General features: G+C 69.2%; 18 protein-coding genes. 12 read left to right on the top strand and 6 right to left on the bottom strand.

Translation table 11 applies throughout. From position 1 onward, the window contains the following. Nucleotides 1-135 precede the first annotated feature (135 nt). The 5 genes from gatC to AB8M46_RS02360 all read left to right on the top strand — a co-directional run bounded on the left by gatC (nucleotide 136) and on the right by AB8M46_RS02360 (nucleotide 5,448). Nucleotides 136-435 (top strand): Asp-tRNA(Asn)/Glu-tRNA(Gln) amidotransferase subunit GatC, encoded by a 300-nt coding sequence (gene gatC / locus AB8M46_RS02380; RefSeq protein ID WP_005162012.1) that lies wholly within the window; start codon nucleotides 136-138, stop codon nucleotides 433-435. Continuing rightward, on the top strand, nucleotides 432-1,949 hold the full coding sequence (gene gatA / locus AB8M46_RS02375; protein ID WP_037341916.1) for an Asp-tRNA(Asn)/Glu-tRNA(Gln) amidotransferase subunit GatA: 1,518 nt from the start codon (nucleotides 432-434) through the stop codon (nucleotides 1,947-1,949). The genes gatC and gatA overlap by 4 nt, the downstream gene beginning before the upstream one ends. Further along, a complete protein-coding gene (gatB, locus tag AB8M46_RS02370) occupies nucleotides 1,946-3,451 on the top strand; it encodes an Asp-tRNA(Asn)/Glu-tRNA(Gln) amidotransferase subunit GatB (protein WP_394359423.1) in 1,506 nt (501 codons plus the stop codon). The genes gatA and gatB overlap by 4 nt, the downstream gene beginning before the upstream one ends. Continuing rightward, nucleotides 3,444-3,953, top strand: coding sequence for a hypothetical protein (locus AB8M46_RS02365; RefSeq protein WP_394359422.1), 510 nt, complete (start codon nucleotides 3,444-3,446; stop codon nucleotides 3,951-3,953). The genes gatB and AB8M46_RS02365 overlap by 8 nt, the downstream gene beginning before the upstream one ends. Before the next feature lie 97 nt (nucleotides 3,954-4,050). Further along, the gene (locus AB8M46_RS02360) at nucleotides 4,051-5,448 is read left to right on the top strand and encodes a DUF6351 family protein (RefSeq protein WP_394359421.1); all 1,398 of its coding nucleotides are present in this window, start codon (nucleotides 4,051-4,053) and stop codon (nucleotides 5,446-5,448) included. A gap of 7 nt (nucleotides 5,449-5,455) precedes the next feature. Here the strand turns inward: AB8M46_RS02360 and AB8M46_RS02355 are convergent, their stop codons facing one another. Continuing rightward, on the bottom strand, nucleotides 5,456-6,679 hold the full coding sequence (locus AB8M46_RS02355) for a PQQ-dependent sugar dehydrogenase (RefSeq protein ID WP_394359420.1): 1,224 nt from the start codon (nucleotides 6,677-6,679) through the stop codon (nucleotides 5,456-5,458). Between the two features lie 62 nt (nucleotides 6,680-6,741). Between AB8M46_RS02355 and AB8M46_RS02350 the strand changes: the two genes are divergently transcribed. From AB8M46_RS02350 to AB8M46_RS02340, 3 genes are all read left to right on the top strand, one after another. Then, nucleotides 6,742-7,647 carry a 2-hydroxyacid dehydrogenase gene (locus AB8M46_RS02350; RefSeq protein ID WP_037342561.1) on the top strand — a complete coding sequence of 302 codons (906 nt, stop codon included), beginning with the start codon at nucleotides 6,742-6,744 and terminating at the stop codon, nucleotides 7,645-7,647. A 32-nt stretch (nucleotides 7,648-7,679) separates the two neighbouring features. After that, nucleotides 7,680-8,504 carry a DUF72 domain-containing protein gene (locus AB8M46_RS02345; RefSeq protein WP_394360832.1) on the top strand — a complete coding sequence of 275 codons (825 nt, stop codon included), beginning with the start codon at nucleotides 7,680-7,682 and terminating at the stop codon, nucleotides 8,502-8,504. A gap of 77 nt (nucleotides 8,505-8,581) precedes the next feature. Further along, entirely contained in the window at nucleotides 8,582-9,124 is a 543-nt protein-coding gene (locus AB8M46_RS02340) for a DoxX family protein (protein ID WP_037341928.1), read from the top strand. A 66-nt stretch (nucleotides 9,125-9,190) separates the two neighbouring features. Here AB8M46_RS02340 and ilvD read toward each other — a convergent pair whose 3' ends face one another. Both ilvD and AB8M46_RS02330 read right to left on the bottom strand, forming a co-directional pair. After that, on the bottom strand, nucleotides 9,191-11,035 hold the full coding sequence (gene ilvD / locus AB8M46_RS02335) for a dihydroxy-acid dehydratase (protein ID WP_394359419.1): 1,845 nt from the start codon (nucleotides 11,033-11,035) through the stop codon (nucleotides 9,191-9,193). Between the two features lie 63 nt (nucleotides 11,036-11,098). After that, on the bottom strand, nucleotides 11,099-11,557 hold the full coding sequence (locus tag AB8M46_RS02330; RefSeq protein WP_037341932.1) for a PH domain-containing protein: 459 nt from the start codon (nucleotides 11,555-11,557) through the stop codon (nucleotides 11,099-11,101). A 320-nt stretch (nucleotides 11,558-11,877) separates the two neighbouring features. On the opposite strand from AB8M46_RS02330, the gene AB8M46_RS02325 reads away from it, so the two are divergent. The 4 genes from AB8M46_RS02325 to AB8M46_RS02310 all read left to right on the top strand — a co-directional run bounded on the left by AB8M46_RS02325 (nucleotide 11,878) and on the right by AB8M46_RS02310 (nucleotide 15,658). Then, complete coding sequence (locus AB8M46_RS02325; protein ID WP_037341934.1) at nucleotides 11,878-13,752, top strand: acetolactate synthase large subunit; 1,875 nt, start codon at nucleotides 11,878-11,880, stop codon at nucleotides 13,750-13,752. Next, complete coding sequence (gene ilvN / locus AB8M46_RS02320; RefSeq protein WP_005162051.1) at nucleotides 13,749-14,255, top strand: acetolactate synthase small subunit; 507 nt, start codon at nucleotides 13,749-13,751, stop codon at nucleotides 14,253-14,255. Before AB8M46_RS02325 ends, ilvN begins: the two co-directional genes overlap by 4 nt. A gap of 39 nt (nucleotides 14,256-14,294) precedes the next feature. Continuing rightward, on the top strand, nucleotides 14,295-15,308 hold the full coding sequence (gene ilvC, locus AB8M46_RS02315; RefSeq protein WP_037341937.1) for a ketol-acid reductoisomerase: 1,014 nt from the start codon (nucleotides 14,295-14,297) through the stop codon (nucleotides 15,306-15,308). An 86-nt stretch (nucleotides 15,309-15,394) separates the two neighbouring features. Next, entirely contained in the window at nucleotides 15,395-15,658 is a 264-nt protein-coding gene (locus AB8M46_RS02310; protein ID WP_037342562.1) for a DUF397 domain-containing protein, read from the top strand. Between the two features lie 34 nt (nucleotides 15,659-15,692). Here AB8M46_RS02310 and AB8M46_RS02305 read toward each other — a convergent pair whose 3' ends face one another. From AB8M46_RS02305 to AB8M46_RS02295, 3 genes are all read right to left on the bottom strand, one after another. Then, nucleotides 15,693-16,028 carry a hypothetical protein gene (locus tag AB8M46_RS02305; protein WP_037341939.1) on the bottom strand — a complete coding sequence of 112 codons (336 nt, stop codon included), beginning with the start codon at nucleotides 16,026-16,028 and terminating at the stop codon, nucleotides 15,693-15,695. A gap of 122 nt (nucleotides 16,029-16,150) precedes the next feature. Beyond that, on the bottom strand, nucleotides 16,151-17,032 hold the full coding sequence (locus AB8M46_RS02300; RefSeq protein WP_394359418.1) for a nuclear transport factor 2 family protein: 882 nt from the start codon (nucleotides 17,030-17,032) through the stop codon (nucleotides 16,151-16,153). 81 nt (nucleotides 17,033-17,113) lie between these two features. Beyond that, on the bottom strand, nucleotides 17,114-18,055 hold the full coding sequence (locus AB8M46_RS02295; RefSeq protein ID WP_394359417.1) for an NADP-dependent oxidoreductase: 942 nt from the start codon (nucleotides 18,053-18,055) through the stop codon (nucleotides 17,114-17,116). Between the last annotated feature and the right edge of the window lie 33 nt (nucleotides 18,056-18,088).

Genomic DNA, 18,088 nt, shown 5'->3' with positions numbered 1-18,088 from the left:
GATAACGAACCAGGCACTCCTTACCCGACATGGGAGCGCAGGCCGCGGCATAACCCAGTCGAGTCCGCCGACGCCGCCACCATAGACTTGCAGCTTCCGACAGAACCCGCACAGCACACCCCGGGAGTCACCCGCGTGCCCAACATTTCCCGCGACGAGGTCGCACACCTCGCCAAGCTGGCCAGGCTTGCCGTCACCGAAGAGGAGCTGGACGTCTTCGCAGGCCAGCTCGACCAGATCCTGGACTCGGTGGCCAAGGTGAGCGAGGTCGCAGGCGAGGACGTCCCGCCCACGTCGCACGCCGTGCCGCTGACCAACGTGTTCCGTGAGGACACGGTCCGACCGGGGCTGACCCAGCAGCAGGCGCTGGCCGGTGCGCCGGCCAGCGAAGAGGGTCGTTTCCGGGTGCCGCGGATTCTGGGAGAAGAACAGTGACCGAACTCATCAAGCTCACCGCCGCCGAGCTGGCGGAGAAGATCCAGTCCCGTGAGGTCTCGGCCGTCGAGGTCACCCAGGCCCACCTGGACCGGATCGCCGAGGTCGACGACCACATCCACGCGTTCCTGCACGTCGACACCGAGGGCGCGCTCGAAGCCGCCCGCGCGGTGGACGCCGACGTCGCCGAGGGCAAGGCGCCGAAGTCGGCCCTCGCCGGTGTCCCGCTGGCGCTCAAGGACGTGCTGACCACCAAGGGCATCCCGACCACGGTCGGTTCGAAGACCCTGGAGAACTGGCTCCCGCCGTACGACGCCACCGTGACGCGCAAGCTGCGCGAGGCCGGTGTCGTGGTGCTCGGCAAGACCAACATGGACGAGTTCGCGATGGGCTCCTCCACGGAGAACTCCGCGTTCGGCCCGACCCACAACCCGTGGGACCACGCCCGCATCCCGGGCGGTTCCGGCGGTGGCTCCTCGGCGTCGATCGCGGCGTTCGAGGCCGCGATCGCGATCGGCACCGACACCGGCGGCTCGATCCGCCAGCCCGGCGCGGTCACCGGCACCGTCGGCGTGAAGCCGACGTACGGCGGCGTCTCCCGCTACGGTCTCGTCGCCTTCTCCTCCTCACTCGACCAGGCCGGTCCCTGCGCGCGGACGGTGCTCGACGCCGCCTTGCTGCACGAGGTCATCGCCGGGTACGACCCGATGGACTCGACCTCGATCGACGCGCCGGTCCCGCCGGTGGTCGCCGCGGCCCGCCAGGGCCTGACCGGTGACCTCAAGGGCGTCCGCGTCGGCGTGGTGAAGGAATTCGCCGGCGACGGCTACCAGCCGGGCGTGTTGCGGTCGTTCGAGGCCGCCGTCGAGCAGCTGCGCGCGCTCGGCGCCGAGGTCGTCGAGGTCTCGTGCCCGAACTTCACCTACGCGCTGCCCGCGTACTACCTGATCGCGCCGAGCGAGTGCTCGTCGAACCTCGCCCGGTTCGACGCCATGCGCTACGGCCTGCGCGTGTCCGACGACGGCGCGCACAGCGCCGAAGAGGTCATGTCGCTGACCCGCGAGAAGGGGTTCGGTCCGGAGGTCAAGCGCCGCATCATGCTCGGCACCTACGCGCTTTCCTCGGGTTACTACGACGCGTACTACGGCTCGGCGCAGAAGGTCCGCACGCTCATCACGCGCGATTTCGAAGCCGCGTACGAAAAGGTGGACGTGCTGGTCTCGCCGACCACGCCGACCACGGCGTTCAAGATCGGCGAGCGCGTCGACGACCCGATGGCGATGTACCTGGCGGACCTCTGCACCATCCCGTCGAACCTCGCCGGCAACGCCGCGATGAGTGTCCCGAGTGGACTGTCGCATGAGGACGGCCTGCCGGTCGGCCTGCAGATCATGGCCCCGGCGATGGCCGACGACCGGCTGTACCGCGTCGGCGCCGCCTACGAGGTCGCGCGCGACGCCGCCAACGGTGGCTCGCTGGTGCACGAGGTTCCGGAGCTGGGAGGAAAGAAGTGACCGCCGTGGTTGAGTTGATGGACTACGCCGACGTCATCGAGCGGTTCGACCCGGTGCTGGGCCTCGAGGTGCACGTCGAGCTGAACACCAACACCAAGATGTTCTGCGGCTGCGCCAACGAGTTCGGCGGCGAGCCGAACACCAAGGTGTGCCCGACCTGTCTCGGCCTGCCCGGTTCGCTGCCGGTCGTGAACGGCAAGGCGGTCGAGGGCGCGATCCGCATCGGCCTCGCGCTCAACTGCGAGATCGCCGAATGGTGCCGCTTCGCCCGGAAGAACTACTTCTACCCGGACATGCCGAAGAACTTCCAGACGTCGCAGTACGACGAGCCGATCGCCTTCAACGGCTACCTCGACGTGACGCTGGACGACGGCGAGGTCGTGCGGGTCGAGATCGAGCGCGCGCACATGGAGGAGGACACCGGCAAGTCGCTGCACGTCGGCGGTGCCACCGGGCGGATCCACGGCGCCGAGCACTCGCTGCTCGACTACAACCGGGCCGGCGTGCCGCTGATCGAGATCGTCACCAAGCCGATCGAGCACACCGGCGGCCGTGCCCCCGAGGTCGCCCGCGCGTACGTGAGCGCCCTGCGGGATCTGCTGCGCGCGCTGGACGTTTCCGACGTCCGCATGGACCAGGGTTCCCTGCGCTGCGACGCGAACGTTTCGCTGATGGCCAAGGACGCGACCGAGTTCGGCACGCGCACCGAGACCAAGAACGTCAACTCGCTGCGCAGCGTCGAGCGCGCCGTGCGCTACGAGATGACCCGCCAGGCGGCGATCCTCGCCGAGGGCGGTTCCATCAAGCAGGAGACGCGGCACTTCCAGGAGGCCGACGGCACCACGTCGTCGGGCCGCACCAAGGAGACCGCCGAGGACTACCGGTACTTCCCGGAGCCCGACCTGGTCCCGATCGCGCCGTCGCGCGAATGGGTCGAGGAGCTGCGCAAGACGCTGCCCGAGATGCCGTCGGAGCGCCGCAAGCGCATCCAGCGGGAGTGGAACCTGACCGACGAGGCGCTGCGCGACCTGCTCAACGTCGGCGCGGTCGACCTGGTCGCCGCGACCGTCGAGGCGGGGGCGACGCCGGACGAGGCCCGCAGCTGGTGGGTCAACACGCTGGCGCAGGAGGCCAACTCCCGCGAGATCGAGCTGGCCGAGCTGGCGATCACCCCGGCGCAGCTGGCCGAGGTCATCGCGCTGGTCAACGCCGGTGAGCTGACCAACAAGCTGGCCAAGGAGGTCGTGCAGGGCGTGCTCGCCGGCGAGGGTTCGCCGTCCGAGGTCGTCGAGAAGCGCGGTCTGAAGGTCGTCTCCGACGACTCCGCGCTCATCGTGGCGGTCGACGAGGCGCTGGCCGCGCAGCCCGACGTCGCCGAGAAGATCCGCGGCGGCAAGGTGGCCGCGGCCGGGGCGATCGTCGGCGCGGTCATGAAGGCCACCAAGGGCCAGGCCGACGCCAAGCGCGTGCGCGAACTGATCGTCGAGCGAGTCGGTGCCTGATCTCGCTCTGAAGAAGGTCACCTGGCGTGAGTGGCTCGGCCTCGCGGCCGGGCTGCTCGCGCTGGTGGCCTTGTTCCTTCCGTGGACGACGTTGACCGCCTCGCGCCCGGAAATCGAAGACGTGCTGAGCACGTTGCCCGCCACCGACGTCACGCGCGACGCGTGGCGTTCGGGTTTCCTCGCTTGGGCGCCGGTGTTCCTCCTGTTCCTTCCCGGTCTCGCGGTCGTGCTGTTCGGCCGTGTCGACGCCGTCCGCCGGGCGGGCCTGCCGCATCTGTGGCTGATGGCGGCCATCGGCGCGCTGCTGCTGATGGTGCTCGGCTGGACCACCCTCGACTGGCAGTTCGACGCCGACCAGCGCGGGATCCTTTCCGCCGCCGGAATCGAGATCGGGACCGGCCTCGGCCGCTATCTCGGCCTGGTGGCCGCCGTGGTCTCCGTCGTCGTGGCGTTCTTCGACGTCCGGCGCCTGCGTGCCGAGACCCGCACCCGCCGTCCCTGAGTCCCCACCTCTCTCGCGTTTAGTCCTCTGAATGCGAAAGGGAGGGCGCTTGCGAACGCCTTGACATGTGACCATTTGGTCACCTATTTTGTCCCGCATGACCACTTCACGCAGGACGCTCGTCACCGTGCTCGTCGCAGTTCTCCTCGGCGCGCTGTTCACCGCCACGCCCGCGGCCGCCGGAGAGCGCCACCGGATCCACGAGGGCACCATCGACGGCGCCGACTATCTGGTCAAAGTGCCGAAACGCTGGAACGGCACGCTGGTGCTCTACAGCCACGGGCTCTACGTGGACCCGTGGGCGCCGAAGCAGATCATGCTGGCCACCAGACCCGAGACCGAGTCTTGGCTGCTGGACCAGGGTTACGCGCTGGCCGCGTCGAACTACAAGGGCACCTTCGGGCACGCGATCGAGGAGGCCCTGACCGATCAGATCGCGCTGCTCGATTGGTTCGAGGCCAACGTGGGCAAGCCGCGGCGGACCATCACGAGCGGAATGTCCATGGGCGCCGTGATCTCCCTGAAGCTGGCCGAGAACAACCCGGGCCGGTTCGACGGTGTCCTGGCGCAGTGCGGCGAGTACGACGCGCACGGCACGTGGAACAGCGCGCTGGACATGCTCTTCGCACTCAAGACGCTGCTGGCGCCGGACGCGGACATCGACCTGGTCCGGCCGCGTGATCCGCAGGGCGCGCAACCGGCACTCGAAGCCGTCGTGGCCGAAGCGCAGAAGACCGACGCGGGCCGGGCGCGGATCGCACTGGCCGGTGCGCTGGGCACCGTCCCGGGCTGGGCGCTCGCGCACGAGCCGGAGCCGACGGCGTCCGCCGACCGTCTCGCCCAGCAGGCGATGTGGGTCACCGGCGCCTATCTGTACGGCTACGGACCGGGCGCGCGTCCCGAAATCGAGCGCCGGGCAGGCGGGAACCCGTCGTCGAACACCGGGATCGACTACCGGCGTCAGCTCGTCCGGTCCGCCGGTCTCGACCTGGTGCGGCAGGCATACCGGACGGGCGGAGTGGATCTGGACGCCGACCTCGACCGGCTCGCCGCGGCTCCGCGGATTTCGGCGGATCCGAAGGCCCAGGCCTACATGCAGCGCTTCACCGTGGCGCGCGGCACCACGCCTTCACCCGTGCTGACCACGCACACCACCGGTGACGGCGGCGCCGTGGCGGGCCAGGCCCGGTGGTACGGCGACCAGGTCCGGCGCGACGGCGATCCCGCTCTGCTGCGGCAGACCTACGTCGGCCGGGGCGGTCACTGCTCGTTCAACGCGGCCGAGGAGATCGTCCTGCTGCGCACCCTGCTGTCCCGGGTGGACACCGGCCGCTGGCCGTCCACCGAACCGCACCGGCTCACCGCCGCGGCGAACGCGCTGGGCTCGGGCTACCGGCTCGTGCCGGAGCTCTTCGACCCGCAGGGCAAGGAAAAGGCGATGCCGCCGTCGTTCACCCGGTTCTTCCCGGCGCCTCACCCGCGGCCGTCCCGTTAAGGACCGCTCAGTCCTTGCCGCCCCCGCCGGAACTGGCCGACGGCGTGATGATGACGACGCGGTCGTCGCTCGAAACCGGGGAACCGCCGTCCTTGTTGACCGTTCCGGCGAGCGCGATCTGCGGGTTGACCATGCTCATCGCGGACAGCCTGCCGAAGGTCTTCGGCGGCTTGCCGACCTTGCCGTCCATGACGATGTTGGGCTTGCCGGTCACCGCCCCGTCCGGGGTGACCGGCAGGTTCTGCAGGTTGCCGGCGATGGACGTGGTGATCGAGAGATACCCGGTGGAGCCGACGAAATCCGCGCACCCCGCGACACCGGGTTTGTCGGTCCAGCTCCAGGCCGGGGTGGTCAGCGGCTGGCCGCCGCGAAGCCGGTACAGGACGTCCTTGTCGGCCAGCCGGTCGGTGAGCCACACGCGGGAACCGGCCTGGTCACGGCAGATCCCGCCGGGGGAGTGCACGCCGGTGGAGAAGACCGCGGAACCCGCCGTGGGGTTGCCCGGCGCCGGTTTGCCGGAGGTGTCGATGCGCAGCACCTTCCCGGCCAGCGACGCCGGATCGGCCGCGAGCCCGGGGTTCCCCGCGTCGCCGGTGGCGACCAGGAGCGCGCCCTTCGCGTCGGTGCCGATCGCGCCGCGGTTGCCGGTGGCCCCCTTGGGGATCCCGGTCAGCACCGGTTTCGGCGCCTGGCCCTTCGCCAGGCGGACGACCCGGTTGTCGGTCGGGGTGGTGATGTAGGCGAAGACGAGCTGGTCTTCGGCGAACCCGGGGGAGAGGGCGAGCGAGGTGAGGCCGCCGTCGCCGGAACCGTCCACGGGGACGGTCGCCCAGTCGGCCGGGTCCTTCTCCGCGGCGGCGAGCAGGATCCGGCCGCTCTTGCGTTCTCCGGCGAGCGCGCTCGGCGCGGTGCCGTCGCCGGGGATCGCGGCCACGGCGGCGACGGTGTCCAGGCAGGTGGCGATGACGGCCTTGTCGAAGTCCTTGCAGCCCTGCGGCGGCGGGACCGGCGTCGGCGCCTGGTTCGGCCCGTTTCCCCGGCCGGGACCGGCGTCGCCCGCTTCACCGCCCGGCCCGACCTGCGGCGGGACCTCGGGGGACGGCGGGTTGACCGGGGTGAACTTCTGCCCGGCGGCGGTGTTGTCGAATTCGGCGCAACCGGAGAGCATCAGGGCGCCGCAGGCCAGTATGGCCAGCGGCGCGGTCCATTTCCGCCGGTACCGGGTACGCACGGGCCCAGCCTAGGTGGGCGTACGTGAGCCACGGGTAAGAGCTCCTCGATACCGTGGTGATCATGACTGTGACCGTTCTCGTGCCCGACGAAGAGGGAGTGGCCGCGCTTTCGGAGATCGAGGGCGTGCGTCCGGTGGTGTACCGCCGCGGCGAGCCGGTGCCCGCCGAAGCCGCCGAGGCCGAGGTCCTCGTGACCGGCGAGGGGCCCAGCGAGGAACTCTGGCGCGAACTGCCGAACGTCAAACTCGTGCAGCTGCTGGCGGCGGGCGCCGAGGACTGGGTCGGCAAGGTGCCGGACGGTGTGCTGCTCTCGACCTGCCGCGGCGCGCACGGCGGGAGCTCGGCCGAGTGGGTCGTCGCGGTCCTCTTGACCATCTACCGGGACCTCGGCGGTTTCGCCGACGGCCACCGGCGGAAGCACTGGGAACGCCGGATCACCGACACCCTGCAGGGCAAGCGGGCACTCATCGTCGGCGCGGGCGACCTCGGCAGGCATTTGCGCCGACGGCTGGAGACGTTCGACGTGCGCTGCACGATGGTGGGCGCGACGGCCCGCGAGGGTGTCCACGGCAACGACGAACTCCCCGGGCTGCTGCCCGACCACGACATCACCGTTCTGATGGTGCCGCTCACGCCGCATACGCGGGGCATGGTCGACGCGGAGTTCCTGGCCGCGATGCCGGACGACGCGATCCTCGTCAACGTGTCGAGGGGGCCGGTCGTGGACACCGGCGCGCTCGTCGCGGAACTCGCGTCGGGACGGCTGCGCGCCGCCCTCGACGTCACCGACCCGGAGCCCCTGCCCGAGGGGCATCCGCTGTGGGACGTGCCGGGACTGCTGCTGACACCGCACGTCGCGGGCGCCGTGAGCGGGCGGCGGCAGCGTGCCTACGCGGTGGTGGTGCGGGAACTGAGCCACTATCTGGGCGGGGAGTTGCCGAAGAACCTGGTCCACGGCGAATACTGATCGGCGTGGCGAATCTTCATGTCGGCTGCGCGATGTGGACGCACAAGGCGTGGGCTGGCCGGTTCGTGCCGCGGTCGTCGCCCGCCGGGGAGCGCCTGCGGGCCTACGCCGGCTGGTGCAACGCGGTCGAGGGAAACACGACCTTCTACGCGACGCCCGCGAGGGAAACCGTCGAGACGTGGGCGCGGCAGACCGGTCCCGGTTTCCGGTTCGTGGTCAAGCTGCCCAAGGTCGTCACGCACGAGAAACGGCTCGCCGGGGTCGAGACCGAGATGCGGGCGTTCCTCGACGCGATCGAGCCCCTCGGCGAGCGGGCGGTCCTGTGGACCCAGCTGCCCGGCTCGTTCGGCCCGTCGGACGTCGACGCCCTCGGCCGCTTCCTGCGCCGTCTCCCCGCCGGTCTCCGGCGAGCCGTGGAGGTGCGTCACCCGGAGTTCTCCAGCGACACCCGCGCGACGGCGTTGCTGGAGACGGCGCTGGCCGGCGCTGGTGCCGAGTGGGTGCCGTTCGACACCACGGTCTTCTTCGCGAGTCCGCCGGTCAGCGAAGCCGAACAGGACGCCTGGGCGAAGAAACCCCGGCTACCGCGGCGGACGCGGGCGCTGACGGATCGGCCGATCGTCCGCTACCTGGGCCGCGACGCGACCGAAGTGACCGTCGAGGGATGGCAGCCGTGGACCGAGGTGGTCGCCGGATGGCTGCGGGAGGGCCGGTCGCCGACGGTCTTCGTGCACACCCCCGACAACGACGACGCGCCGGCGCTCGCCCGCCGCTTCCACGACGACGTGCGCGCCCTGGTACCCGGGCTCGACCCGCTGCCGGAGCCCGAACCGGTCGAGCCCGCGACCTTGTTCTGAGCCGCTCCGGCGGTTCGGTCGCCTGACGGGCCGGTTTCCCCTACCCTTCGCGCGTGAGCGATGACTATCAGACCAGCATGATCTCGGACGTGGCCGACGCCGACAGCGGCCCCGGCCCGGCGGAGACCAGGGGCGGGATCGATCTCGGTCTGCTCGTCCTGCGAGTGGTGCTCGGCGTGACGATGGGCGCGCACGGGCTCCAGCACCTCTTCGGCGCCTTCGGCGGCCCTGGGGTCGGTGGCTTCGCCAGGGCACTCGGCGAGCTCGGCTACACCAGCCAGACCACGTTGCTTTCGTGGATCACCGGGATCAGCGAGGTGGTCGGCGGCGCGCTCGTGCTGGTGGGCCTGTTCACCCCGATCGGCGCCGCCGCGCTGCTCGGGGTCTGCGCGAACATCGTCTACGTGAAGTTCGGCGGCGGGTTCTTCCAGAAGCAGGGGCAGGGCTTCGAGTTCGAACTCCTGCTGGCCGCGGCTTCGCTGACCGTCCTGCTCGCGGGCTCCGGGCGGATCGCGCTGGACGTCAACACCCCGTGGCGGAAGCGGCCGCTTTCGTTCGGGTTGATCGGGTTGCTCCTGTCGGCGGCCGCCTCGGTCGTGGTGATCGTCCTCTGCCGCTGACCGCTCGCATTTAGAGGACTAAATGCGCTCGTTGCGCATTTAGTCCTCTAAATGCATGCTTGTGGCCTACTTGTTCGGGTCCCGGACGGCGCCGGTGTCGGCCGAAGTCGCCATCCGCGCGTAGGCCCGCAGCGCGGCGGTGATCTTCCGGTCCCGCGAGACCGGCTGCCACGGCCGCTCGCTCGCCTCCATCTTCGCGCGCCGCTCGGCGAGCACGTCCTCGTCGACGAGCAGTTCGAGCCGCCGCTCGTGGACGTCGAGCAGGATCCGGTCGCCGTTCTGGACCAGGCCGATCGCCCCGCCCGCGGCGGCCTCGGGCGAGATGTGCCCGACCGAGATGCCCGACGAGCCGCCGGAGAACCGGCCGTCGGTGATCAGCGCGCATTTCTTGCCCAGCCCCGAGCCCTTGAGGAACGCCGTCGGGTGCAGCATCTCCTGCATCCCCGGGCCGCCCGCCGGGCCTTCGTAGCGGATCACCAGCACCTCGCCGGGCTGGATCTCCTTCTTGAGGATGGCCGAGACCGCCTCCTCCTGGCTCTCCAGCACCCGGGCCGGGCCCTCGAAATGCCACAGTTCCTCGTCGATACCCGCCGACTTGATCACGGCGCCGTTCTCGGCGAGGTTGCCGCGCAGGATCGCGAGCCCGCCGTCCTTGGTGTAGGCGTGCTCGACGTCGTGGATGCAGCCGCCGACGGCGTCGGTGTCCAAAGAGGACCAACGGTTCTCGGTGGAGAACGCCTCGGTGGTGCGGACCCCGCCCGGAGCGGCGTGGAACAGTTCGATCGCCCGCTCCGACGGCTCCTCCGCGCGGATGTCCCAAGTGGACAGCCACGACTCCAGATCCGGCGAGTGCACGGAGTGGACGTCGGTGTTCAGCAGCTCGCCGCGGTGCAGTTCGCCGAGGATGGCCGGGATTCCGCCTGCCCGGTGGACGTCCTCCATGTGGTAGTCCGAGTTCGGCGCGACCTTCGACAGGCACGGCACGCGGCGGCCGATGGCGTCGATGTCGTCGATGGTGAAGTCGACCTCGCCCTCCTGCGCGGCGGCGAGGATGTGCAGCACCGTGTTGGTCGAACCGCCCATCGCCATGTCGAGGGCCATCGCGTTCTCGAACGCCTTCTTCGACGCGATCGAGCGCGGGAGCACGGACTCGTCGTCCTGCTCGTACCAGCGCTTGCACAGCTCGACGACCGTGCGCCCGGCGTCCTCGAAGAGCGCCCGGCGGGCGGCGTGCGTGGCGAGGGTGGAGCCGTTGCCCGGCAGGGAGAGCCCGAGCGCCTCGGTGAGGCAGTTCATCGAGTTCGCGGTGAACATGCCCGAGCACGAACCACAGGTCGGGCAGGCCGAGCGCTCCACAATGGACAGTCCGTCTTCGTCGACCTCGCTGCTGGCCGACGCGGCGATCGCGGTGATGAGGTCGGTCGGCGCCTGCGCGACCCCGCCGACGACCACGGCCTTCCCGGCCTCCATCGGTCCACCCGAGACGAACACCACCGGGATGTTCAGCCGCATGGCGGCGTTCAGCATGCCCGGGGTGATCTTGTCGCAGTTGGAGATGCAGACCAGCGCGTCGGCCTGGTGCGCGTTCACCATGTACTCGACGGAGTCGGCGATGATCTCGCGCGAGGGCAGCGAGTAGAGCATTCCGCTGTGCCCCATGGCGATCCCGTCGTCGACGGCGATCGTGTGGAACTCGCGGGCGACACCGCCCGCCTCCTTCACCGCGCCGGCCACGATCTCGCCGAGGTCCTTGAGGTGCACGTGCCCCGGCACGAACTGGGTGTAGGAGTTCGCGATGGCGACGATCGGCTTGCCGAAGTCGCTGTCGGTCATTCCGGTGGCGCGCCAGAGCGAGCGCGCGCCCGCCGCGTTGCGGCCGTGGGTGGTGGTCCGGGAACGGAGTTGAGGCACGGCTGACTCCAAGGTTCGGGATGGGGACCAGGGCGAACGAGCGCCAAACTGGTCCTACCAATCCTACTCCCCGGAATCGTCGCGCTTTTCCGGAGCCTCGGCCAGGTCGTCGGTCAGCCCGGAGGGATCGGCCATCCGCCCCGCGCTGACCAGCGAGATCACCGGAAGATGGCGGGTGCGCACGGCGGGCAGGGCGACCTTGGTCTCGTCCTTCAGTACCGCCTGCACCTTCGCCTTGTCAGTGATGGCGAGGCCCTTGAGGGAGGTCCACGGCAGATCCTTCCGCCCGAACATCGTCCGCACCTCCAGTCCCTCGGCCGTCGCCGTCGTGCGGGTCCGGATGACGAACACCGCCAGCGCGATCGGGAAGAGGTAGAGCCACTGGAGATACGGCACGTCGCCGAACGCGACAGGCGTCACACAAACGACGAGGAAAGCGATCGCCAGCAATGCCGTGTTCGGGATTTTGAAGACGGCCTTGCGGTCCTCGTTCGCCTGTTCCCGCTGCTTTTCTTCTGCCACGTCAAAGATGGTGCACCGCCGCCTCCGCGGCCCCGAACGCGGGTCGCACCACGCGCCGAAGGTGTCCAGCATGCGGAATCGCCGTCCCGCAGAGTTGACACTCTTGACGGCGACCGGCTAGCTTCACTCTCGTGACAACGCAGACCGGCCTCGTACTTCCCAAGCGCGTCGACGCTTAGGGAAGTCTCCGCTGCGTCGACGCGCGACCCTCGTGCGACCACTCCGGTCGGCGGGGGTTTTTTGTTGCCTGGAACAATTTCACTGCCGAACCAGCCAATGAATACCCGAACGAGTGACTAGACAAGACGAGGCAAACAGCGATGACTAGTGCCACCTCGCGAGCTGATGCGAACTCCGGTACCACCGGTGCCCGACCCAAGCCGGCGCCGCCCGCCGGGACCCCGGTGCGGGTCACGGGCGCGCAGTCGCTCGTCCGCTCGCTCGAGGCGGTGGGCGCGGAGGTCGTGTTCGGTATTCCCGGCGGCACCATTCTCCCGGCGTACGACCCGCTGCTCGACTCGACGAAGGTCCGCCACGTCCTGGTCCGTCACGAACAGGGCGCCGGGCACGCCGCCACCGGGTACGCGCAGGCGACCGGCAAGGTCGGCGTGTGCATGGCCACCTCCGGTCCCGGCGCCACCAACCTGGTCACCCCGCTGGCCGACGCGAACATGGACTCGGTGCCCGTCGTCGCCATCACCGGCCAGCAGTCCCGCGCGCTGATCGGCACGGACGCCTTCCAGGAAGCCGACATCTGCGGCATCACGATGCCGATCACCAAGCACAACTTCCTGGTCACCGACCCGGCGGACATCCCGCGCACCATCGCGGAGGCGTTCCACCTCGCCTCGACCGGCCGTCCCGGCCCGGTCCTGGTGGACATCCCCAAGGACGTCCTGCAGGAGATGACCTCCTTCTCGTGGCCGACGGAGATGCGCCTGCCGGGCTACCGGCCCACGCTGCGCCCGCACGGCAAGCAGGTCCGCGAGGCCGCGCGGCTGATCAGCAAGTCGCGGCGCCCGGTCCTCTACGTCGGTGGCGGCGTGGTCAAGGCCGACGCCTCGCGCCAGCTGATGGAACTGGCCGAGCTGACCGGCATCCCCGTCGTCACCACGCTGATGGCGCGCGGCGCGTTCCCCGATTCGCACCCGCAGCACCTCGGCATGCCGGGGATGCACGGTTCGGTCGCCGCGGTCGCCGCGATGCAGCGGGCGGATCTGCTGATCGCCCTCGGCGCCCGCTTCGACGACCGCGTCACCGGGCAGCTGTCCTCGTTCGCGCCGGACGCCGCCGTCGTCCACGCCGACATCGACCCCGCCGAGATCTCCAAGAACCGCAAGGCGGACGTGCCGATCGTCGGCGACTGCGCGGAGATCATCACCGAGCTGATCGAGGCCGTCCGCGCCGAGACCGACAAGTCCGCGAAGCCGGACCTGAAGGACTGGTGGACGCAGGCGAGCGCCTGGCGCGACGACTACCCGGCCGGTTACGAGTGGCCCGAGGACGGGACGCTCTCGCCGCAGTACGTCATCGAGCGCATCGGTTCGCTCGTCGGCCCGGACGCGGTCTACACCGCGGGCGTCGGCCAGCACCAGATGTGGGCCGCGCAGTTCGTGAAGTACGAGAACCCGCGCACCTGGATCAACTCGGGCGGCCTCGGCACGATGGGCTTCGCCGTCCCCGCCGCGATGGGCGCCAAGTTCGGCGTGCCGGACAAGCAGGTCTGGGCAATCGACGGCGACGGCTGTTTCCAGATGACGAACCAGGAACTGGCCACCTGCGCCATCGAAGGCGCGCCGATCAAGGTCGCCGTCATCAACAACGGCAACCTGGGCATGGTCCGCCAGTGGCAGAACCTCTTCTACTCCGAGCGGTACTCCAACACCGATCTCGGTACCCACAAGCACCGCATCCCCGACTTCACCCTCCTCGCGGAGGCGCTCGGCTGCGCCGGGCTCCGCTGCGAGACCAAGGAGGACGTCGACGCCACCATCCGGCGCGCCATGGAGATCAACGACCGCCCCGTCGTGATCGATTTCGTGGTGGGGAAGGATGCCCAGGTGTGGCCCATGGTGGCCGCGGGCACCGGTAACGACGAAATCATGGCCGTGCGCGGGATCCGCCCGCTCTTCGACGACGACGAGGTCGCCGCGGAGGCGGAGCTGAACGCCGCGACAGAAGGAGACGCCCGATGAGCGTGCACACCCTGAGCGTTCTGGTCGAGAACAAGCCCGGTGTCCTCGCGCGGGTTTCCGGACTGTTCTCCCGGCGGGGTTTCAACATCGAATCCCTCGCCGTCGGGCCCACGGAGAATCCCGAGGTGTCCCGGATGACGATCGTGGTCGCCGTTGAGGAGCTACCGCTCGAACAGGTGACCAAGCAGCTCAACAAGCTGGTCAACGTCATCAAGATCGTGGAATTGGAAAAGTCCACAGCCGTGCAGCGTGAACTGCTGCTCGTGAAGGTCCGGGCCGACAACACCGTGCGCAGCCAGGTCCTCGAAACAGTGCAGTTGTTCCGCGCGAAGGTGGTGGACGTGTCTCCCGAGGCGCTCACCGTCGAAGCCACCGGGACCTCGGACAAGATCGGTGCCCTGCTCCGGATGCTGGAGCCCTATGGCATCCGTGAACTGGTCCAGTCCGGCATGGTCGCGGTCGGCCGGGGCTCCCGCTCGATCACCGCCACCTCCGCCCGCTAGAAATACTTTTGTAAGTCAGGAAAGGAAGTAGTACCCCTCATGGCAGTGGAAATCTTTTACGACGACGACGCGGACCTTTCGATCATCCAGGGTCGCAAGGTCGCCGTGATCGGCTACGGCAGCCAGGGCCACGCGCACTCGCTGAGCCTGCGCGACTCCGGCGTCGACGTCCGCATCGGCCTGCCCGAGGGCTCGAAGTCGCGGGCCAAGGCCGAGGAGCAGGGTCTCCGCGTGCTCACCCCGGCCGAGGCCAGCGCCGAAGCCGACCTGATCATGATCCTCGCGCCGGACACGAAGCAGCGCTTCATCTACGAGCAGGACATCGCGCCGAACCTCAAGGACGGCGACGCGCTCTTCTTCGGGCACGGCTTCAACATCCGCTACGACCTGATCAAGCCGCCGGCAGGCGTCGACGTCGCCATGGTCGCCCCGAAGGGCCCGGGCCACCTGGTCCGCCGCCAGTTCGTCGACGGCAAGGGCGTCCCGGCGCTCATCGCGGTCGAGCAGGACGCCTCCGGCAACGCGCAGGCGCTCGCGCTCTCGTACGCGGCCGCCATCGGTGGCGCCCGCGCCGGTGTCATCAAGACGACCTTCACCGAGGAGACCGAGACCGACCTCTTCGGCGAGCAGGCCGTGCTCTGCGGTGGCGCCTCCGCGCTGGTGCAGACCGGTTTCGAGGTGCTCACCGAGGCCGGCTACGCCCCGGAGATCGCCTACTTCGAGGTGCTGCACGAGCTGAAGCTGATCGTCGACCTCATGTACGAGGGCGGCATCGCGCGTCAGCGCTACTCGATCTCCGACACCGCCGAGTACGGCGACCTGACCCGCGGCCCGCGCGTCATCTCGCCGGCGGTCAAGGAAGAGATGAAGAAGATCCTCGGCGAGATCCAGGACGGCACGTTCGCCCGCGAATGGGTCGCCGAGGACGAGGCCGGGCGGCCGAACTTCACCAAGCTCGAGGAGCAGGGCAACCAGCACCCGATCGAGGAGACCGGCAAGAAGCTGCGCGACCTGATGTCGTGGGTGGACCGGCCGATCACCGAAACCGCCTAGTCGTGGGCTGAAGGGGCCCTTCACCGCATGCGATGTGGTGAAGGGCCCCTTCGTTTTGCGTACCGGAAAGCGATAGCGTGGGCACCATGAGTGAGCAGCCGGTGGACGACAAGGCGCATATCCGGCCCGATCTGGACTTGAGCGACGCGGTGTGGATCCGGGGTGAACCGGAAGGCGCGAACCTCAAGGACGCCGTCGAGTACGCGCTGGTGCCGCACGTCGACGGGGTCACCTACACCGCGATGCGCCGGGTCGTCGAACCCGACGGTCACCTGCTCGTGTTCACACCTACTGAATGGGACGCGTTCTTGAAAGGCGTGCGGGACGGCGAATTCGACCTGCCTGCCTAGACCGGATGCCCGGGGCCGCTTTCCCGTGGTCTGATCAGTCCGGGTAGTCCACGCTCATTCCCCGCAGGTTCGTGGTGTCCGCGGGACAGTTCACCTTCGATTCCTCGTTCCTGTTCGCCCACGGGCCGAAGTACCACTGGTAGGTGGGCCGGGTGTAAGTGCGGCACTCCGCCGCGGCTCGATGTGCGCGTTGAGTGCATTTCGACGAAACCGCCCAGGAACCTGTGCTCCGCCATACCTTGCAGTCGGGTGGGATGGCCTGGGTCGACGCGGATACGGCCGGTGCCGCCGTCACCAGAAGGCCGGCCGCGATCGCCATCGCCGCCGCGACCGGCCTTCCCGCGCGTGCCTTCGATCGGATTCTCTTCATCGAGTCCTCCCTCAAGGTGGTGAGTCCGGAGGATCCCGACTCACCACCGCGTTCACGCGCTTGCCGACGAGGTCGTTGCCGCCCGGCGGGCATGGTCACCCGGATGGAGCCGCCCCGTCCGGCTAGACCCGGGAAATCAGCTCGTCGAGCCGGCCGGTCGCGGCCGCGATGGCGAGATGGTCGGCGTAGTCGCGCGATTCGACGATCAGTCCGTCGCGTACGCGCAGCACGAAGATGTTGGAAACGCGGAATTCCGCGCTGCCGCCCGCAGTCCCCTGGTAGTCGAACTCGCCGATCACGACCTCGGGGTCGAGAGTCTCGTGGATCACCAGATCCCGGACCTGGAACCGGACCTTGCCCCGCTCTCCGAACTTGAAATGCTCACGCAGGTCTTCCCTCGATTTCAGGGTCTCCGCGCCGGGCAGAAACGGGTGCGTGACGTGGGTTTCCTCGGCGTAGAGCTCCGGCAAACCGGCCCAGTCGCCGTCCGCGACACCGTAGGCGAGCCGTTCGAAAACGCCGCGCGGGCTCTTCGGATCCGCCGTCGACGCCGGGCGCGGCGGCACCGGCGTGAGCTCGCGCTCCGCGGTTTCGAAGCCCTTCTTCAGCTTCTCCAGGCCATTCTGTGCCGCGATGAGCGGCAGGTAGTCGTGGTAGTCGCGTGAATGGACGATGAGCCCGTCGCGCACGCGGAGCAGCTGGATGCTGGCGATGTCGAAGGATTTCCCGGTGTCCAGCGCCTCGCCGACATTGCGGTATTCGGCGACGATCACCTCTGGGTCGGTTGTCCCGTGAATCAGGACATCCGCCCTGTCCATGCGCACGTTCAGGCCGCCGCCGAAGTTCTTCCGCAGGGTCTCGCGGCCCTCGTACCTGGACGGCACCGGTGGTCGCTGCGGATTTTCGACGATGGCGTCTTCGGCGTAGAGCGCGAAAATCTCGTCCCAGCGCCGGGCGGTGATGCGTTCGGAAAGCGCGTCGAAGACGTCGCGGGGTGTGGTCATGAGGGTCTCCCAGGAGGACATAAACGGAGTCTGTAGTCCGCCTTTGACGATACGGACTACAGACTCCACTTGTCCACCGGGTCATGCCACGACGGAGAGCACGACCTTCCCCGTGGTCTTGCCCGTCGCCACGAGTTCTTGGGCCTTCGCGGCTTCTTCCAGCGGGAACACCGTGTCGATGGTCGGCTTGAGCCGGCCGCTGTCGACGAGTTCGGCCAGCGCGAGCAGGCCGGTGCGGTCCGGTTCGGCGAGGGTGAACCCGGCGATGACTCCGGCGGCCTCGGCCAGTTCCGGCAGCCGCTCGTCGTTCGTGCGGGTGAGCTGGACGAGCCTTCCGCCGCGGCGCAACGTCTTGAGCGATCGGGGCCCGTACTCCAGGCCGATCGTGTCGAGCACGACGTCGACGTCGCGGACCTCGTCGGCGAAATCCGTCGTGCGGTAGTCGATGAGTTCGTCCGCGCCGAGACCGCGGAGGAACTCGTGTTTGGCCGCGCTGGCCGTCCCGATCACGTACGCGCCGCGCGCCTTGGCGATCTGGACCGCGAGATGTCCGACCCCGCCCGCCGCCGCGTGGATCAGGACCCGTTGCCCCGGCTGGAGATCCGCCGTGTCGACGAGGCTCTGCCAGACGGTCAGTCCCGCGAGCGGGACCGCGGCCGCGTGCACGTGGTCCAAAGTGGACGGTTTACGCGCGAAGTGACGGCTCGGCGCGGCGACGTATTCGGAGTACGCGCCCGCCTGGAACGGGAACGACGGCATGCCGAAGACCTCGTCGCCGGGGGAGAACAGGGAAGCGCCCGCGCCGACCTCCTCGACCACGCCGGACACGTCCCAGCCGAGGATGAACGGCGGATCACCCATCGGGCCGATGCCGCCGGTCTCGCGGGTCTTCCAGTCGACCGGGTTGACGCCGGCGGCGTGCACCCGGACCAGGATCTGGGTCGGGCCCGGGGTGGGTCTTTCGACGTCGACGAGTTCGAGGACTTCGGGGCCGCCCAGGCGGTTTTGGCTGATCGCTCGCATGGGTCCATTGTTCGGCGAGCGTCGTACTTTCGG

Source organism: Amycolatopsis sp. SB7-3, from assembly GCF_041021335.1.
GTDB classification, from domain to species: Bacteria; Actinomycetota; Actinomycetes; order Mycobacteriales; family Pseudonocardiaceae; genus Amycolatopsis; species Amycolatopsis japonica.
Note: the sequence above shows the minus strand (reverse complement) of the source record. Positions and strands in the feature narration are given on the sequence as shown.

What these genes read in the sequence shown, in the direction of transcription:
- ilvC (WP_037341937.1), top strand. Translation starts at nt 14,295, where the DNA reads ATGGCAGTGGAAATCTTTTACGACGACGACGCGGACCTTTCGATCATC.
- AB8M46_RS02300 (WP_394359418.1), bottom strand. Translation starts at nt 17,032, where the DNA reads ATGACCACACCCCGCGACGTCTTCGACGCGCTTTCCGAACGCATCACC.
- AB8M46_RS02305 (WP_037341939.1), bottom strand. Translation starts at nt 16,028, where the DNA reads ATGAAGAGAATCCGATCGAAGGCACGCGCGGGAAGGCCGGTCGCGGCG.
- AB8M46_RS02340 (WP_037341928.1), top strand. Translation starts at nt 8,582, where the DNA reads ATGATCTCGGACGTGGCCGACGCCGACAGCGGCCCCGGCCCGGCGGAG.
- ilvN (WP_005162051.1), top strand. Translation starts at nt 13,749, where the DNA reads ATGAGCGTGCACACCCTGAGCGTTCTGGTCGAGAACAAGCCCGGTGTC.
- AB8M46_RS02345 (WP_394360832.1), top strand. Translation starts at nt 7,680, where the DNA reads ATGTGGACGCACAAGGCGTGGGCTGGCCGGTTCGTGCCGCGGTCGTCG.
- AB8M46_RS02350 (WP_037342561.1), top strand. Translation starts at nt 6,742, where the DNA reads ATGACTGTGACCGTTCTCGTGCCCGACGAAGAGGGAGTGGCCGCGCTT.
- AB8M46_RS02295 (WP_394359417.1), bottom strand. Translation starts at nt 18,055, where the DNA reads ATGCGAGCGATCAGCCAAAACCGCCTGGGCGGCCCCGAAGTCCTCGAA.
- AB8M46_RS02325 (WP_037341934.1), top strand. Translation starts at nt 11,878, where the DNA reads ATGACTAGTGCCACCTCGCGAGCTGATGCGAACTCCGGTACCACCGGT.
- AB8M46_RS02360 (WP_394359421.1), top strand. Translation starts at nt 4,051, where the DNA reads ATGACCACTTCACGCAGGACGCTCGTCACCGTGCTCGTCGCAGTTCTC.
- AB8M46_RS02310 (WP_037342562.1), top strand. Translation starts at nt 15,395, where the DNA reads ATGAGTGAGCAGCCGGTGGACGACAAGGCGCATATCCGGCCCGATCTG.